The 16,319-nt window shown below is 41.7% G+C and carries 19 protein-coding genes; 2 read left to right on the top strand and 17 right to left on the bottom strand.

What is annotated here, in order from left to right; translation table 11 throughout:
- Nucleotides 1–22: 22 nt before the first annotated feature.
- From FS458_RS09145 to FS458_RS09080, 14 genes are all read right to left on the bottom strand, one after another.
- On the bottom strand, nt 23–787 hold the full coding sequence (locus FS458_RS09145; RefSeq protein ID WP_137789226.1) for an HpcH/HpaI aldolase family protein: 765 nt from the start codon (nt 785–787) through the stop codon (nt 23–25).
- A complete protein-coding gene (locus FS458_RS09140; RefSeq protein WP_144699699.1) occupies nt 780–1,493 on the bottom strand; it encodes an alpha/beta fold hydrolase in 714 nt (237 codons plus the stop codon). Before FS458_RS09140 ends, FS458_RS09145 begins: the two co-directional genes overlap by 8 nt.
- The gene (locus tag FS458_RS09135; RefSeq protein ID WP_144699697.1) at nt 1,494–2,117 is read right to left on the bottom strand and encodes a cupin domain-containing protein; all 624 of its coding nucleotides are present in this window, start codon (nt 2,115–2,117) and stop codon (nt 1,494–1,496) included.
- A 21-nt stretch (nt 2,118–2,138) separates the two neighbouring features.
- A complete protein-coding gene (locus FS458_RS09130) occupies nt 2,139–3,575 on the bottom strand; it encodes an aldehyde dehydrogenase family protein (protein ID WP_144699695.1) in 1,437 nt (478 codons plus the stop codon).
- The gene (locus FS458_RS09125) at nt 3,572–4,720 is read right to left on the bottom strand and encodes an iron-containing alcohol dehydrogenase (RefSeq protein ID WP_260858761.1); all 1,149 of its coding nucleotides are present in this window, start codon (nt 4,718–4,720) and stop codon (nt 3,572–3,574) included. Before FS458_RS09125 ends, FS458_RS09130 begins: the two co-directional genes overlap by 4 nt.
- 88 nt (nt 4,721–4,808) lie before the next feature.
- The gene (locus FS458_RS09120) at nt 4,809–5,975 is read right to left on the bottom strand and encodes an ester cyclase (protein WP_144699691.1); all 1,167 of its coding nucleotides are present in this window, start codon (nt 5,973–5,975) and stop codon (nt 4,809–4,811) included.
- Between the two features lie 26 nt (nt 5,976–6,001).
- Nucleotides 6,002–6,763 (bottom strand): SDR family NAD(P)-dependent oxidoreductase, encoded by a 762-nt coding sequence (locus FS458_RS09115; protein WP_144699689.1) that lies wholly within the window; start codon nt 6,761–6,763, stop codon nt 6,002–6,004.
- A gap of 15 nt (nt 6,764–6,778) precedes the next feature.
- On the bottom strand, nt 6,779–7,807 hold the full coding sequence (locus FS458_RS09110) for a LacI family DNA-binding transcriptional regulator (RefSeq protein WP_144699687.1): 1,029 nt from the start codon (nt 7,805–7,807) through the stop codon (nt 6,779–6,781).
- A 165-nt stretch (nt 7,808–7,972) separates the two neighbouring features.
- Nucleotides 7,973–9,565, bottom strand: coding sequence for a sodium:solute symporter family transporter (locus FS458_RS09105; protein WP_144699685.1), 1,593 nt, complete (start codon nt 9,563–9,565; stop codon nt 7,973–7,975).
- A 129-nt stretch (nt 9,566–9,694) separates the two neighbouring features.
- Nucleotides 9,695–10,708 carry a nuclear transport factor 2 family protein gene (locus FS458_RS09100; protein WP_144699683.1) on the bottom strand — a complete coding sequence of 338 codons (1,014 nt, stop codon included), beginning with the start codon at nt 10,706–10,708 and terminating at the stop codon, nt 9,695–9,697.
- Between the two features lie 509 nt (nt 10,709–11,217).
- The gene (locus tag FS458_RS09095) at nt 11,218–11,841 is read right to left on the bottom strand and encodes a nucleotidyltransferase domain-containing protein (RefSeq protein WP_144699681.1); all 624 of its coding nucleotides are present in this window, start codon (nt 11,839–11,841) and stop codon (nt 11,218–11,220) included.
- Nucleotides 11,842–11,872: 31 nt separating this feature from the next.
- On the bottom strand, nt 11,873–12,361 hold the full coding sequence (locus FS458_RS09090) for an HIT family protein (protein WP_144699679.1): 489 nt from the start codon (nt 12,359–12,361) through the stop codon (nt 11,873–11,875).
- Nucleotides 12,362–12,380: 19 nt separating this feature from the next.
- Nucleotides 12,381–13,229: an alpha/beta fold hydrolase gene (locus FS458_RS09085; protein ID WP_144699677.1), complete on the bottom strand. Its 849-nt coding sequence runs from the start codon at nt 13,227–13,229 to the stop codon at nt 12,381–12,383.
- Between the two features lie 37 nt (nt 13,230–13,266).
- The gene (locus tag FS458_RS09080) at nt 13,267–13,920 is read right to left on the bottom strand and encodes a DUF1801 domain-containing protein (protein ID WP_144699675.1); all 654 of its coding nucleotides are present in this window, start codon (nt 13,918–13,920) and stop codon (nt 13,267–13,269) included.
- Nucleotides 13,921–14,187: 267 nt separating this feature from the next.
- On the opposite strand from FS458_RS09080, the gene FS458_RS09075 reads away from it, so the two are divergent.
- A complete protein-coding gene (locus FS458_RS09075) occupies nt 14,188–14,718 on the top strand; it encodes a GNAT family N-acetyltransferase (RefSeq protein ID WP_144699673.1) in 531 nt (176 codons plus the stop codon).
- A gap of 46 nt (nt 14,719–14,764) precedes the next feature.
- Here the strand turns inward: FS458_RS09075 and FS458_RS09070 are convergent, their stop codons facing one another.
- From FS458_RS09070 to FS458_RS09060, 3 genes are read right to left on the bottom strand one after another with little or no spacing between them, the layout of a single operon-like run.
- On the bottom strand, nt 14,765–15,253 hold the full coding sequence (locus FS458_RS09070) for an NUDIX hydrolase (RefSeq protein ID WP_144699671.1): 489 nt from the start codon (nt 15,251–15,253) through the stop codon (nt 14,765–14,767).
- A gap of 38 nt (nt 15,254–15,291) precedes the next feature.
- Entirely contained in the window at nt 15,292–15,504 is a 213-nt protein-coding gene (locus FS458_RS09065; RefSeq protein WP_144699669.1) for a cyclase, read from the bottom strand.
- A 33-nt stretch (nt 15,505–15,537) separates the two neighbouring features.
- Nucleotides 15,538–15,792 (bottom strand): hypothetical protein, encoded by a 255-nt coding sequence (locus tag FS458_RS09060; RefSeq protein WP_260858529.1) that lies wholly within the window; start codon nt 15,790–15,792, stop codon nt 15,538–15,540.
- Between the two features lie 387 nt (nt 15,793–16,179).
- Between FS458_RS09060 and FS458_RS21015 the strand changes: the two genes are divergently transcribed.
- Complete coding sequence (locus FS458_RS21015) at nt 16,180–16,311, top strand: hypothetical protein (protein WP_260858528.1); 132 nt, start codon at nt 16,180–16,182, stop codon at nt 16,309–16,311.
- Nucleotides 16,312–16,319: the final 8 nt, after the last annotated feature.

Here is a 16,319-nt window from a genome sequence, read left to right as displayed (position 1 = left end):
GTGATTTTTAGTAGTCTGTTTTTTAACGAAGTACTTCTTTCCGTTCAACAACTCCCTTAAATGCATTCAATATCACGTTGTTCCCCACTACGCAAACATAGGTGTTACCTTTTTCAAAGGCTTGCTGTGTTCCTTTGCTATCGGCAGCTACCGTTCCGATGGGCATTCCTTTGACTAGAACTTTTTGGTATAGGTGTTGCAATGTTTGTTGAACGTTTGGGTGTTGGGCGCCTTGTTGTTTGTAGCCCATGTCGACAGATAGGTCTGTAGTTCCGATAAAGATGGCATCGATGCCGTCGACACTCATGATATCCTCGATGTTTTCCACTGCATGATGGGTTTCGATATGAGGGATGACTAGGATGTTTTCGTCTGATTGATTCAGGAATGACTCCCCTCCTTGATGTCCATAGTGGGCGGCTCTGTGTGAGTATGCGACGCCCCTCGTTCCCAATGGCGGAAATTTGGCCCGTTTGACAGCGGTGATGGCATCTTCCTTTGTGTTGACCATCGGAATTTGCACTCCCTTCGCTCCACGGTCCAGTGCTTTCTGGATACTGGATGGGTCATATGAGACGCGGACGATGGGGACCAGGTCAACTGATTCGGCAGTCCTAATCAAGTTCTCCAGTTCGGTTTGGCTGAATGCGCCATGCTCGTCGTCTATGACGATGAAGTCGAATCCAGCATAGCCCATGATTTCGACTAGATTTGGAGAATAGAATCCTATGAAACTACCAAGGACTTTTTTTCCGCTCTTAAGTTTTTCCTTTACACGATTATGCATGGCATTTCCTCCTCAGCCAATTTTGAAGGGCATCCGTAACGGCTTCAGGCTGCTCTAGGGTACTTAAATGTCCACATTCATCCACCACTACTAATTGTGATTTTTTAATGAGCGCACTCATTTCTTCATGCAGATACGGGGGACAAACGGTGTCGTCTTTCCCTACCAATAATAGCGTGGGAACAGTAATATCCCGTAAACCTTCCCGATAATCTGACCGCAATGCTACAGCATGTAGCTGCTTAAGATAGTAGTTTGGACCTATCGTTTCTGCCATATCCATGATTGTTGATACGAGCATATGATCTCCTTGTCTGCTCGGATGGATGAGGTTCGGCAGCAGACGTTGTTGTACCACTTGTTGAAAGTGTCCCGCCTCAACCATTGCACGGAGTTCTGCCCAACTTTTCCTTTGTTCCGGTCTCGGTCTGGTGGGGTTAGAGTCTAAGAGTCCTAGCCTTGTTACTCTTTCCGGTTGCTGGCGTATGATTTCCATCGCCACAATTCCACCGAGTGACAATCCAGCGAGGGCAAAGCGGTGTGGGGCTTCGTCTAAGACCCTCTCAGCCATTTCTTCAATCGTTGCTTCTTTGTTCAGAACACATACTATGGGGTTGGAAACATCAGTTAGATGTTCTAACTGATGTTTCCACAGTTTCTCGTCGCATAACGTACCAGGCAGTAAGACGAGTGCTTCCTTTTCCATCTATTTTTCTCCTGCTCTGAGTTTCTCAGCCATTTGTTTCTCAAGGCTCGCAAAGTTGTCTGGTTTAACCATTTTTCCAAACTCATCTGCATGAAAACCGTGCTCTGCCGCTTTTTTAACGACCTGAGGCGACCAGTATGGATCTTTTCCATCAAATACTTCATGCTGCTCTAATACAGCAAATATCCACGCATCCTCATCGCTAATGTTTTCAAACCCTCTCCATAGGCCGGGTGGGAGAGAAATCAGATCCCATTCTTCAATAATGGTTTCTCCTTCAATTTCATCTTCGCTATTCCCCCAATAGAATCTCCATTTCCCAGAAAGCGGAAGGAACACTTCAATATAATCATGTGTATGGTAGGCCGGGCCGTTGCCTGGAGGTGCCTTGACCATTCCAATTTGAAAGCCGTGAGGCTCTGTTATCTCAGGGGAATATTTGTCGTTTTCACTTGCCGTGTCCCCAATGAGTGCATAATTAAGACGTTGGTGCCCGGGGATGATACTGTCTATGAACATGAGTGGAATGGCTTTTGACTTTAGGTCATTGAAACGGACAATCCAGTTTTCCTCCATCTTTTCATTTGAAACGTGTCTTTTAACTTTCGGTTGTTGAGTAGGCATAGATAATCTCCCTTTCTATCTTTAAAATTTGATGGTGACGAGCTTCAGTTCGGTCATTTCTTCGATTGAATATTTGATGCCTTCTCTACCGGTCCCGCTGTTTTTCACGCCGCCATAGGGCATGTGATCGACACGGAATGTCGGAACATCGTTGACCATAACGCCTCCAACCTGTAGGGCGGCTATCGCGTCAAACGCTTTATGAATGGAGGTCGTATAAACGCCTGCCTGCAATCCATATTGAGAGTCATTCACACAGGTAACCACATCTTTCAAAAAATCGTAAGGTGTAATTGTAACGACCGGGGCAAAGGCTTCTTTACAGCTGATGGATAATGTGGACGAAGCACCTGTGATGATGGTAGGCTCAAAAATCGCTCCTATTCGTTTTCCACCAAGTGTGATGTTGGCACCTGACTCTGCTGCTTCCTCAATCCAGCGCTCGACTCTCTCTGCTTCGGTTTCGTTGATCATCGCTGAGAGGTCAGTTCCTTCAGATAGAGGATCCCCTATAACAAGCTGCTTTACTTTTTCGGCGAAGCGTTCTACAAATGTTTCATAGAGTTCTTCTTGGACATAAATTCGTTGAACGGAGATGCAGACTTGACCGGAAAATGCGTAAGCGCCTTCCACACATCGGTCGACGACAGCGTCAAGATCATCTGTCCCATCGATGATGACAGCTGAGTTCGATCCGAGTTCAAGGGTGATTTTTTTCAGTCCAGCTTTTTCTTTAATGCCAAGACCGACCTCCACGCTTCCTGTAAATGTCACCATTTTGACTCTGGGATCCCTCACGAGCTGATCTCCTATGACGCTTCCTCTACCCGTCACAACGTTCAATGCTCCATCCGGCAAGCCTGCTTGCTCAAATAATTCCGCTGTAAATAGGGTACTGAGTGGTGTTTGATTCGCAGGCTTTAGAACGATTGAATTCCCCGCTGCAAAAGCCGGTCCAAGCTTATGAGCGACCAAGTTGAATGGAAAATTAAACGGTGTAATCGCGGCAATTACCCCTAATGGCTCACGGATGGTGTAGGCGAAGCGACCCTTCCCACTTTTGGCCGCATCCATCGGAATCGTTTCGCCATGGATGCGCTTCGCCTCTTCACTAGCGAACTTATACGTTTCTATGGTTCTTGCAATTTCTGCACGTGCCGCTTTGATAGGTTTTGCACATTCAAGAGCTAGAATCTCCGCTGCTTCTTCTGATCGTTCTTCAAAAAGCTTAGAAACGCGTTCAAGGACATTTGACCGTTCCAACGAGGTCAGCTCTTTCATTTTCATAGCACCGATTTCAGCACTTGCTAATGCATCTTCCACTTCCCTTTTGTTCGCCAGTGGGACACTGGCGAGGAACTTTCCGTTATAAGGGGATGTCAATTGGTAGTAATCTCCTGCTTCTTGCCACTTGCCATTTATAAAAAGGTTCTTTTTAGAAGATTGCTTTAACATCATGCTTCAACTCCCTTCCATGCATGTTGGTAAATCTCAAGAATTTTTGATTCGGTGAGTTGATACGGTGTATTGGATAAGAGTCGATCGATTTGCGACGATTGTTTGGCAAGGGTTGGTAAGTCCTCTTCTCTCACCCCAAGTTCACAGAGCGATATAGGAAGCTCCAGTGTTTTAAGCAAATCAAACAAGTATCCTACGACTGCCTGGAGGGCCTGATGCGGCCGGTCCGTGTAATCCCCGAGATTTAGATAGCGTGCTACCTCGACCATCTCTTTCGTGCACGTTACTCCAGTCACTTTGAACACATATGGCATGAGTAAGGCATTTGCTACACCATGTTCAATCTGATATCTTCCGCCGAGTGGATAAGCCAGTGCATGAACGGCTCCCACTCCAGCGTTAGCGAGCGACACACCGGCCAATACGCTGACCCAACTCATACCGATGCGTCCCTCTAAATCCTTGCCATTATGAACGGCCTTCGTAATCGACGGAACGAACAACTTCATCGCCTTCTCTGCATACATTCTCGTAAGAGGGGTTGCTTTTGAGGCGACATACGATTCAATTGCGTGCGTGAAGGCATCCACTCCAGAAGCAGCGGTCACCCTTGGCGGGCATGAAAGTGTCAGAGCTGGGTCGATGATGGCCACGTCTGGAAGAAGGTATTTGCTGACAATCCCTCGTTTCAATTCCTTTTCTTCATCCCCGAAAATGGCGTTCATCGTGACTTCTGATCCTGTTCCTGACGTAGTTGGAAGCAAGATGCATTTCACTGACCTCGATTCAATGGAGGACACACCACTTAAATAAGGATTAATATCCTCTTTATCTACAAGAGCCGCCGTTGCTTTAGCCACATCAAGTGCGCTGCCACCTCCAATGCCTATAACGAGCTCGCCTTCTACCTGCTTCACATACGCAACCGCTTTTTTGACGAGTGAAAATGTAGGTTCCCCCTCGATATCGGAGAACACGTCCGGCTCAACACCAGAGGATTCAACTAATTCCAGGGCGCGCTGAACGAGCCCTTCTCGCTCCAGTCCCTTATCGCTAATGATGACCACTTTTTTCACGTTTAATTTGTTGATTTCGTCTGGAAGAGAGTAAAAGGTATCCATTCCGAAACGTACATTTCCGGGCATTTGAAAATCTTGAAAGCTTATAATTGAACGATTTTCTAACGTTGTACTTGTTGACATCAGTTTCACTCCTCTGTTTTTGAATGCGCATTCAAAAAGTTTTATAATTTTTTTCCTCTTCATGTTGTTCTCCGAGATAAATCTGTCTCAGCACATCCAATCCGTCAAATGTGATCCACTCTTCAATTATTTTTCTATTTCTCACCTTTAGGTGGTTAATACCCAAAATCTCAACCGGCTTTCCGCTCGGGCTCCCAAAATATCCGATGCCTTCATGAATGCCCTGTAGTCTCCATCTAACAGCAACATCCCATCCATTATGCTGGATACCCTCGTTACACGTAACTCTTTCAACGATGAACTTGGCACTCGGGAAGGAGGCGAACAAACTGACGAGCATCCCTTGAATCTGACTCGATCCAATCAGATCCTGGTTGCAAATGTAGTGGACGACGGCATGATCAGAATAAAAGTCCTTCACGTGATTAAACAATCTCCATTCCCACAGTTTGTTGTACATCTCCAGAATGAAATCACCGATTTCAAAGTCTTTTGACTTAGGCGAATACACCGTCGGCATCAACTGGCCGTTCATCGTTTCGCTTAATCCAAAGTGGGTTTGGGTGACAGGGGATCGTCCCAACTTCTTTGCCACCTCAACAGGATTAAAGCCCAGCTGCTTCACCAGTGAAAGATTGTCCCTCACAAGCCACTCCTCTACAATTCGGTTAGAATGAACGAAGCAATCCACCATCGTTCTAAAGAAGACCTTCTTCCCTGTGGCCGGTCCGAACGCTGAATCTCCTAGGTTGGTCGCATTAGAAGCCACACGGTGCGAAGATAGGAACCCCTCCTCATCATTTCCGGACCAAATCACATTCTCACCGATGAGCCTTCGGTCTGGAAACGCGTGCAATGCCTGCAATGTCCCGGATACAACCGCATTCACTCCCTTAATGTGGTCTGTCCCCGTGTGCATCGTGACGTCGTTATGATACGTTTGATAGATGACACCTATGCCTTTTTCTTCCCAAATTCGGTGGGTAATTTTAATGATATAATCCACAAAATCAAGATATTCATCGTCAAAACCATTCATTCTTTGCTTTCGGGCTGTATGCTTAGAGTATTCGTTGTAATCAGCATATCCTACAGAGTTGACGAGGTTTGAATCACCGTAAAAAACCTTATCATGATGTGTTGGCTGATGAAATGGACTTTTCACTTCTTCTTTTGATCGCTCTTCTGTTTTCGTCATGTTACATACCTCCTTTTTTGAAAATTTTAGATAGACGTCCAACCACCATCCACCTTAATGGTTTCACCTGTTATAAAGTTTGCCATGTCAGATGCAAGAAACAAGACTGCTCCTGTCACATCGGAGGGTTGGGCGAGTTTCCCCAATGGAATCCTGCGAAGGACATCCTGGTAGAATTCTTTGTCTAGGAACATGTCGGATGTGAGTTCCGTTTCAATGAACGTCGGAGCGACGGCATTCACTTTAATATTGTGAGGAGCCCACTCGACAGCAAGCGCCTTAGTCATCTGAACAGCTCCTCCCTTACTTGAGCAATAGGCAGCCCGTTTCACATACCCGACGAAAGCCATCTGTGACACGATATTGATGATTTTTCCGCTAGCCTGTGGGATAAAATAATGAGCTGCACGCTGAGAGGAGAAGAAGCTTCCTTTAAGATTCGTGTCCAAAATGGCATCCCAATCCTCTTCGGTCACATCCATCGCTTCTTTCGGACGATTGATCCCTGCATTGTTCACCACGATATCCAGTCCCCCCATATGGGCAGCAGCTTTATCTACCATCTTATAAGTCTCATCAATCTTTCTGATATCTGCCTTTACATACGAGCACTGAGGGTTGTGCTCCTTTAACTCATCGACAGCGGTGGACAAGTCATCTTCATTCCGCCCACTGATGACAACAATCGATCCTAGCTTACTAAAAGAAAGAGCAATATCCTTGCCAATCCCTTTACTGCCTCCAGTAACCAAAACCTTTTTCCCTTTTAAATCTGCGAATTGGGTCAATACCCTTCCTCCCTTCTAAGTCGATTTCTCCACAAGAAACCCCGTCGTTTTTCGTTGGATCAAATCGGGTTCTAATATAATTTGGAACCCAGCATCGTTCTCTTCCCCGTCTTCTATAAGGGAAATCAGCTTCTCCAATGCAAGTGTAGCCATTTTTTCTTTGGGCTGAGTAATTGTCGATAAACCGATGTATTGATTCCTTGCTAAATCGATGTCATCAAAGCCAATCACCGATAGTTGTTCTGGTACCTTGATGTTCTCGCTTGCTGCTGCATCTAGGACTGCGAGAGCCATCTGATCAGAAGCAGCGAAAAAGCTAGTGGGACGGTCGCGTTTTTTTAGTAATGCTTTGGTGAAGTGGTAGACCTCGTCATATGAGAATTCCTTATTGTAGATGTACTCGTCATTTCTCTCAATTCCCAATTCCTTCAGCACTTCTTCATACCCCAGATTTCTTAGGTGTGTCGTCAAGTACTTGGATGGGCCGGCAATATATCCGATGCGGCGGTGATTTAGTTGATAGAGGTGTTCTACAGCGATTTTTGCTCCCTTGTAGTTATTCACCGCAATATAGTTCGCTTTCTCATGTTCCAAAATACTATTAAATAAAATGACGGGAAAATTTTGATTATATAACTCTTTGATTCGTTCGTTGTTCTTATCGGCTGAGGCAATGATGATCCCGTCGACGCGCTTGCCTTTCAGCGTCTGAATGTATTTGTTTAAGTTTTCTTCGTTGTGATTGGTGTTGCAAAGAATTACATCGTACTGCCTCTCCTGCGCTTTTCCTGTGATTACCTTGGCGCTCTCTGCAAAGAAAGGATTCGTTATATCCCCTACAATTAAACCGATCGTCCTCGTTTTATTACTCGCGAGACTTCTTGCAATTTCATCCCGTGTAAAGCCTAGCTCCTCGATCGCGATGAGAACTTTTTGTTTCGTTGACTCTTTAATATGAGGGTAATTGTTCAGCACCCTCGATACGGTAGACTGGGACACACTTGCTTTTCTTGCTACATCGTAAGCACTAATTCTGTCTTTCATTGATCAAAACCCTTTCAATACGAAACATTAGATACCGGATAACTTTTTCAAACGATTGAATCCGGATTCACAGGTTCATTATAGTTGAATATTCTGAAAACTTCAATTTGTCTTATTAGGACGAACATCCTATCACCTCTAGGTCAATTTTCACTTCAACATTCCTTAAAGTTGAATAAGTCCCAATATAACAATCTGAGCGATGAACAATCCCAAAAGAGCATAGGAATAACGATCAAATCCTCCTGGTAAGATGGAATGGCCATTCGCATCTGTCGTATTTCCGTCTGCGATAAGCTTTAACCTTTGACCTTGATACGTAAATTCCTCGACCTCAAGTTTTCTATTCTTACTAAATAGTAAACTAGCACTGTAACCTATGATGAGTGAAATCACACAACCGATCGGATAATTCCATAGCCAATTTACGAGTCCTAGATTCCCGATATACGTAGTTACGATAATTCCAAGAACAAACCCAATGGCGACCCCATTGTCATTCGCTCGCTTAGTAAACATAGCCAATAAGAACATCGCCAGAATCGCCCCTGAAAAATACGATAGATAACTCCCTACCGTCTTTAAAATAGATGCAGTTGTTCCACTAAATGCTAACAACGTAAAGACAATCAGCAACAACCCGAATACGAATGTAAAAATCATGGATACCTTTAAAGATGCCTGCTTTCCTTTTGATACAAATTTCTCATAAATATCTTTAATAAACACTGTCGTAACAGAATTGAGCACAGAGTCTATACTCGACATGGCCGCAGCAAAGATTCCCGCTAGAAGTAACCCCAACACACCGACAGGTACATTGTTGGCAATGAACGTGATCATAATATTGTTTGAGTTACTAAACTCCCTTCCGCCAAAATACACAAAGAGCAAGACACCCATGAACATGAACACGAAATACATACTATTCATCACAAATCCACTTATACAAATGGAACGCTTCACTTCATTAATAGACTTGGCTGCGAACATCCGCTGAGTCTGTGTTTGATCGGTCGCATAATATTTAAGCCACATAAAAAGTCCCCCGATTAAACCGACCCACACACCATTTTCTAATTGAGCTTCAAGTGAGAAATCAAGTGCATCAAGCTTCCCTTCTTGTTTAACCACCTTCATCGCCTCAAAAAAACCAATGTCCAGATTGATTAAAATAATCACGACCGACGCAATGACTGCTCCCCACAAAACAACCATCTGAACGGCATCCGTCCAAATAACCGCTTTTATCCCACCCAGCAACGTATACAGAATCGACACTGCCACTACAAGTGGAACAACAAATGTCAACGACCACCCCGTAAATGTTTGAATCACCAAAGAGGGGATAAATAAAAAAGATCCAACCTGAATCACATTCGAAACAATAAAGCCAAATACCACCAGCAGTCTACTTTTCCCTCCGAGCCTCATTTCAATATATTCATAGATGGACGTCACTCTTAAGTTATAAAAAAATGGTAGGAATATAGATAGCGTTAAAATTAAAACTAATGGGATACTAAAGTTCAGCATAAACGCAATCATTCCAGACTCATAAGACCAACCCGGTCCCCCAATAAAACCATTCGCACTTACAGTCGTAGCGGCTATTGAGAGCGCAATAGGCAACGTCGCCACCGATCTGCCTCCCACAAAGTAATCATCCTGAGTATGATTTCCCTTTCCCAGCTTATACCCCATGATGATTAGAGTGATCATGTATACCGCAATAATTGTCATATCGATCCAACTCATCTTGATCCTTCCCCCTTATCTTTCTTTTCATATCCTTTTTGAATGCGCATTCAATATGATCCGTATTTTTGTTAACACGCTCATTTATGTAAAGGGTTATTTACTCAATCAACCAATGCGTAAGCCCCTCTAAAGGATCGGATTCATCACCGCTTGTGTCCTTTCGAAAATATCCAATCCTTGCTGCTTCAGCCAATAAGGAATATCAATCAGCACCCAATTTTCAGATAGCTTGTCTCCTCGGCGATAATACACATCTACCACTTGCATATCCGCCTTCACCTCTCCCCCTGGTAAACCGAGAAATCCACCAATCGGTGTATTCGAAAGATTTGGCCAACCAAAGAAACAAGCAAATGCCCCTTCAGCAAAACGACAAACATGACCGTTAAACTTCTTATCCTTCAATCCCTCTCGAAACGGGAGCTGGTGCTGCATCTGATACCTAGGAATTGTATAACTTGCCCCAATTCCACCAGGTCCATACCAGATCATATCCTCCTCCCAAGTCTGCTCTAATAATTCCGGAGGACATCCCATCTTCCCGCTCTTATTCAGCTCCGATAAATTATTCACCATCTGGTTCACTAAATTCAAGGTCTTAACACCCTCGGTTTCTGGAGCATCTTCGAACAAAAGGCCATCATGATTTCTCGGTCCTGGATACACAAAGTAACTCCCCGTAGACGGTGGCAAAGGATTCACCCCCGCTTGAAGCATAAAACCAATTAAATCAACGAACAAACCCGTCTGCGTAATCTTCCCATCTTCCACACAATGAAACTCCGCATACCTTAGGTTGATCATCTTGCCCGTCCTACGGATCCCCATCCAATCCTCGTCAAACAGGCCCATTAAATGCCCCATACTCATAACCCACTTCTCACCACTAACCTCATTCGTCCCTGCCATAAAAATATCCTGACGGCGTTGAACCTTCTTTACAGACGTCAAAAAAGGTATCCAAAAAGTCTCCGCGACCGCTACTGCTCCCTTCAGCTCACGAAACGGATACACCCCTCTCCAACTATAACCATCAGCAGTAAACTCCTCTAAAACATCATTAACTTGCTTCGGCGTAGCCCTCTCTAATGCCTCAAAATAACTCCTTACAAGCAATTTTTCTTCTTGGTAACTAGTCATAGGCACCTCCATAGTTATTTAAAATCTTCAGTTGGCGCACTCTTTTTTCAAATGAAATCATTTTGAATGCGCATTCAAAAAAAAAAAAAAAAACGGTCGGTATAAAGTGAAAATACATATATAGAATATTATCTAATTATTAGAAAATTGTAAATAGTAAATTATTATAGATTAATTTAGCAGATAATAGAGGTTAGGATGTTACTTGGAGAAAGTAGAAGAGTGAAATATTTTTGAGTATCAAATATAATGGGCTTCCTTAGTTGCTCATTATATGGATTATTAAGCGGTTTTATCTACTGTTTTGCTGGAAGGATAAATCTTCCTTTATCAATAAAGAGGCAACATGTAGGTTGCCTCTTTATAATGATACTATTAACATATACAGATAGATTACTTCTGTTATCATCATAATTATAATATATGACAACTTATTTGTTATCGAAAGCTGCAAGTCGTTTGTTTAAAAGTTCTGCTACATAAATCTTACTCTTGTTATCTACCCATTTTTACAACTCACAAAGGTAATCTATTAATTCTTTAGAACTTATATCCTTTGCATCCGTTGATAATGCACGATTAAAAAGATCAAAAGCTTTAGGATCGTTCTCTTTTAACCATTGAAAAGATACTTTAGGACCTAAAAACCATTCACCTTTCAATTCAAAATAGATCTCTAAACTGTCTTTAAGCATCCAATGAAAGCGATAGTTTCCTTCTAAATCATTTTTAGCCGATCTCACCTGCATCTTTTTCAGCCAACTTTTCAAGAAGTCTTTTTCATCATCAGTCAATTGTTTCGGACCTTGCTCAAAAGTGTTATGTATTCCAGCTAAGAACTCTTCCGCTAACCCTTTTTTGTTAATCCGAATTTCTCCCTTATGTACACGCAAAAACGGTTCAGACTGCTTCATCTTGTCTGTCGGATAGATCCACGCATCTAGCTGCTTTCCATCTATAAATTCAACCTCATTCGTATCCTCGGTAATGGAATCTGAAAAGCATATTAGATCAACATCGCTTTCTTCTGTATAATCTCCACGACTATACGATCCGTACAAAATGATGGTGTGGCAATCATATTTCTTCAGTAAATAAGCTTCAATCTCTTTTAACTCAGTAAGTGTATTCATGAATGACATCCTCTTTTTTATTATGTAATGACTAGCGTTTTAAGTATGTATGTGCCTGAAACCATTCTCCAAGGTTTGCTGCATAAATGGCACGGGCAGCTGGATCGCTAAGACTGCCATGGGTGAGATATAGATTGTCGTTAAAATAACGTGGGTACACATGCAGGTGATAATGCCATACATCCTGACTTCCACCTGGTTCGTTGTGCTGCCTTGTAGAGATTCCGTCACACTTGTAGCAATCCTTTAGTGCATAAGATACTTGCTGAGCAATCTTATGGATGTGAGCAGCAATATCGAGTGGCAGATCAAAAATATTCTCATAGTGACCATTCGGGATGATGATCACATGACCTTTGTTGTTCGGCCACCATAACGTTGCGACGAGTGCGGTCACATGCTCATCCTGATAAACAATATCTTGTTGCTTGCTTTGAACCAATTTGTTGTTGGGGTCCTCGAATCCTTGTACTACTAAACAAAAAGGACACGTATAATTCGGTGGCATATGTGAATACATAACTCTCTCCTAACGATTCTTATAAAATCTTATTCATAAACTGCTGAATTTCCATTTTAAACAAATGTGCTTCCTCAAGAAATGGATAGTGATTACTTTCATTGAAACGAACGAAGGTGGAATGCGGAATTCCTTCTCTTATTTCCTCCGAAAACGAGATTGGACACTGTACATCATGCTCTCCACCCATTATTAATGTAGGTGTCGTTATGTTATGTAGTTGCCTTGTAACATCGAATATCATTTCTTCTCTAATAAAGAAATTCATACGAGATGCAGACATTTTTTTCGAAATAGGTAAAGAAAAATACTCGTCATACTTCTTTGGCTTATGTAGTGAAAGCTTTGTTCTTTCTTTTGAAATCCTAGCCCTTTCGACTGGAGACAAATGGGGATCCTTAAGCGCTTCAATAAGCTCCTGCATGAGATTAAACTTCGGATGTTCCCCATGATAGATACACGCAGGAGAAGAATTCGCATATTTTCTCGCTGCTGATCCGACGATAATGAGAGAGGACAGGCTTGCAGAAAAGTGGATGCCATACAACAATCCGATCATACCTCCTGTTGAGTGTCCACCATACGTCCAAGTTGATATACCTAATGCTTCTCTAATCGCTTCTAGATCATATACCCCATCAAACATGCTCAACTCATGAGGATAAGTTATTTTAGTAGAGTTTCCCGATTCTTTCAGGTTAACAAGATACACCTTATAACGATCGGTAAAAGAGTCCGCAAAGTAATCACCAGAATCATTAAACTCCGAATAGTGATGAGTTACACAGAACGGCCGCCCCTTACCTTTAATAAATACTTCAAATGTTCCTCTTGATGTAAATACTAATCTCGTCTTCCACTTAGACATATCGTTTGCTCCTTTTACTTCACAGACCATACCCTTTTTATTGAATAGTTTTATGTGAGCCATCGCAATTTGGCATACGTTTGGATAAACCGCATGTACAATCATTTAACCCTTTTCCATCAAGGATTTGGTCCATATATTTTTCAATACGAGCCTCGCGAGTTTTAGACTGTTTGGCTTCAGCAAAATACCGGATATACGCTTTTTGTCTTCCAGGCGTTAAAGCTTCAAAAGCTTCTTTCAAATCAGAGATCTCGTCCATTTTATCCTGAAATTCAACGGGCATTGAGTAATCGGCTGTTTTCTTCAATTGCACTGTTAATCCTGATTTTTCAACTTCAATCGCTTCATGGATGTAAGCCTTAAGTGTGCTTTCCATATCTAATATGTCTTGAACATTCGTAAATCGAATTTGACGCGCTGATTGAACATTCTCTGTTTGTTGAATCAAGATCTTCTTTTCGTCTTTCAACAGAACACCTTTATGAAACAGTAAAGCACAATATTCTTTGAATCCATGTATTAAAACGATATTCTTTCCGTTTAACGTGTAGCATGGGTGCATCCACTTAAAGTCTTCGGAGAGGCCGCAGTCTAACACGATTCTTCGTAACTGCTCAAACTCTTCCCTCCACGATTTTGCATCTTTCAAAAACTCATCTACTTTCGGATTTAACATATCTTTTGACATCGTTTAACCCCCACAACGTTCTACAATTCATCAACATCTATCATTTCTATGAAAACACAATATTTCCTTTTGTAAAAGCTAACTTCATGAACCATTTTCTAATGTTGACGGGAGATCAGAAACTTAATACGATAGAACATATTTCATATGGAGGTTTTTGTTTGAACAACTTATGTTTAGAGCTGAGTAAGTAAACCTTCTCCTCTATGAAGAAGGTGCCATTTATAGAAAAATAAGCGTGTATTAGAAAAGATGAGGAGACTATAAATGGATATAAAAATTCGCGTCGAACGCACGGAAAATTATAAAAAGACGGAAGAAGTCGTTAGAAGTGCATTTGAATCAGAGGAATTCAGTGATAAGAAAGAACATCTATTAGTAAACCGGATTAGGAAGACAAAAGCATTTGTACCTGAACTTTCCTTAGTCGCTGAGAACAACAAACAAGAGATCATTGGGCATATTCTGCTTTCAAAAGTGAAAATTGTTAACGAGAAAAAAGAGGTTGAATCACTGGCACTTGCACCTGTATCGGTTATTCCAGAATATCAAAATAAAGGGATTGGGAGTCTACTCATAAAAGCTGCGCTAACCTCTGCCAAGGAGTTAGGCTATCAATCCGTCATCGTGTTAGGACATCAAGATTATTATCCGAAGTTTGGATTCAAGAGAGCTAGCACATGGAAAATTCAAGCTCCTTTTGATGTTCCTGATGAAGTCTTTATGGCTCTTGAGTTAACGGAGAATTCCTTAGCTGATGTTACTGGTGTTGTTCAATATTCGGAAGCATTTTCGTGATGTTTTTTTAAAACATAAAAGAAAAGGCCTTCTAATCAGAGGGCCTTTATTGTTGAATCGCACAGTCTAAAATCTCTTGATAAACAGCGTTCCATTTAGAATAGTTAGATGTAATCCTGCTAGAATCTATAAACGTACGTTGAGAAGCTTCAAAAGCCCCCTCAAAGTGTAGCGTTTTTGTTACATCCATTTTGTAAAAAACTTGATAGCCAATTTTGGGATAGTTACTACTTTCCGTCCAGTGTGGATTCTCACTGTGATTCACAATAATATAACCAACTATCTTACACTCACCTTCAACATATCCCTCTTCAAGTGCTTCTCTTTTGAAACACTCTTCAGCGGTTTCACCTGGCTCAATATGACCTCCGGGAAAGTCCCATCCTCTATGTTTCAAGTCTACCAATAATAACTTATCTTCTTTGAAACAAAATCCGTGAACACTTGTAATTAAGTGATATGGAGGAAGTATCGTCGACCTTTCCCAAGTTAATTTAACTAATGATTCTCCCCAATTTACATAGGTAGTACTCAACATGTAACCCCCAGAATTAAGAAAATTAATAAAATCACTTACGATTTTCGTTTATGCTTTTCTTCAATGATCTTCTTGTTTAAGATCCTGACCTCCCCAACCATCAGCAGTCGCATATCCTCAACAATATACTTTGCCAGCTCTTCATCGGAAATATCCTCACCATGCAGATCTAGACGGAATTCTTGACCTTGTAACCCTCCGCCATTCGAAAAGTCGATTTCAAAGTCGAATTGTACACGTTTATTCATTTCAGAACACCTCACCATAGTATATATAATGAATTATTTAAACAGCGATAAAAGTAGAACCGTAATCATCCCCACACCCATCGTTCCAAGAAAAAAGTAGCCGAGAACACGGATTGGCATAGGAAAGCCTTGCAAATTCACTTTGGAAATATTGTTAGTTGGATAGCCTTCAATCTTTCCATAATGATCCATGGCATCGTTAAATGGTGCGTCAGTTTTGTTCTGATCATCCAATTGTACTAACCGTTTTTCTATACGTAGTTTCACTTTTTGAAGATCTTCTTCCATTGCTGCCACCCCACTTATCAAAACAAGCATCTAGCATTAATTTCGATAAGCAACAAACTATTCCTTCTCCATTCATTTTTACTAGATTCACCAAATGTCCAATCCAATAAGACAAGCTTGGCATAAGATATAGAGAATAGGGATTATTGAGATTCTTATTCTTTTCTCAACATGAGATAGATGGGGGTGTCTTCTTTGAGTAGTTTTATTAGCATTTTAGATGGCTTATTGGCTTGCAAGAAAGCACGTAAGAGCAAGAAAAACAAAAAGAGAATCGGTTAATAAAAGAGCTGCCTTTAGGGGCGGCTTTACTTATTTACATACGCGTTTAACCGTTATATGAAAAGGGGAAAGATAAGATTATCACGATTTTAGGGGGCACGATTTATGAAGGAACAAATCAAGAAAGTTCTAAGCAATCCAAAAGTACAAAAAGGAATTAAAGACAAAGTCGTTCCTTTAGTAAAAAAAGAAATGGAAAAAAGAAGAAATAATAACGAAAATAAGCTATACAAGTAACCCATCTG

Source organism: Fictibacillus phosphorivorans (assembly GCF_007673525.1).
GTDB lineage: Bacteria > Bacillota > Bacilli > Bacillales > Fictibacillaceae > Fictibacillus > Fictibacillus phosphorivorans_C.
Note: the sequence above shows the minus strand (reverse complement) of the source record. Positions and strands in the feature narration are given on the sequence as shown.

What these genes read in the sequence shown, in the direction of transcription:
- FS458_RS09145 (WP_137789226.1), bottom strand. Translation starts at nt 787, where the DNA reads ATGCATAATCGTGTAAAGGAAAAACTTAAGAGCGGAAAAAAAGTCCTT.
- FS458_RS09100 (WP_144699683.1), bottom strand. Translation starts at nt 10,708, where the DNA reads ATGACTAGTTACCAAGAAGAAAAATTGCTTGTAAGGAGTTATTTTGAG.
- FS458_RS09125 (WP_260858761.1), bottom strand. Translation starts at nt 4,720, where the DNA reads ATGCCCGGAAATGTACGTTTCGGAATGGATACCTTTTACTCTCTTCCA.
- FS458_RS09065 (WP_144699669.1), bottom strand. Translation starts at nt 15,504, where the DNA reads ATGAATAAACGTGTACAATTCGACTTTGAAATCGACTTTTCGAATGGC.
- FS458_RS09080 (WP_144699675.1), bottom strand. Translation starts at nt 13,920, where the DNA reads ATGTCAAAAGATATGTTAAATCCGAAAGTAGATGAGTTTTTGAAAGAT.
- FS458_RS09120 (WP_144699691.1), bottom strand. Translation starts at nt 5,975, where the DNA reads ATGACGAAAACAGAAGAGCGATCAAAAGAAGAAGTGAAAAGTCCATTT.
- FS458_RS09090 (WP_144699679.1), bottom strand. Translation starts at nt 12,361, where the DNA reads ATGTATTCACATATGCCACCGAATTATACGTGTCCTTTTTGTTTAGTA.
- FS458_RS09105 (WP_144699685.1), bottom strand. Translation starts at nt 9,565, where the DNA reads ATGAGTTGGATCGATATGACAATTATTGCGGTATACATGATCACTCTA.
- FS458_RS09140 (WP_144699699.1), bottom strand. Translation starts at nt 1,493, where the DNA reads ATGGAAAAGGAAGCACTCGTCTTACTGCCTGGTACGTTATGCGACGAG.
- FS458_RS09085 (WP_144699677.1), bottom strand. Translation starts at nt 13,229, where the DNA reads ATGTCTAAGTGGAAGACGAGATTAGTATTTACATCAAGAGGAACATTT.
- FS458_RS09110 (WP_144699687.1), bottom strand. Translation starts at nt 7,807, where the DNA reads ATGAAAGACAGAATTAGTGCTTACGATGTAGCAAGAAAAGCAAGTGTG.
- FS458_RS09135 (WP_144699697.1), bottom strand. Translation starts at nt 2,117, where the DNA reads ATGCCTACTCAACAACCGAAAGTTAAAAGACACGTTTCAAATGAAAAG.
- FS458_RS21015 (WP_260858528.1), top strand. Translation starts at nt 16,180, where the DNA reads ATGAAGGAACAAATCAAGAAAGTTCTAAGCAATCCAAAAGTACAAAAA.
- FS458_RS09130 (WP_144699695.1), bottom strand. Translation starts at nt 3,575, where the DNA reads ATGATGTTAAAGCAATCTTCTAAAAAGAACCTTTTTATAAATGGCAAG.
- FS458_RS09095 (WP_144699681.1), bottom strand. Translation starts at nt 11,841, where the DNA reads ATGAATACACTTACTGAGTTAAAAGAGATTGAAGCTTATTTACTGAAG.
- FS458_RS09060 (WP_260858529.1), bottom strand. Translation starts at nt 15,792, where the DNA reads ATGGAAGAAGATCTTCAAAAAGTGAAACTACGTATAGAAAAACGGTTA.
- FS458_RS09075 (WP_144699673.1), top strand. Translation starts at nt 14,188, where the DNA reads ATGGATATAAAAATTCGCGTCGAACGCACGGAAAATTATAAAAAGACG.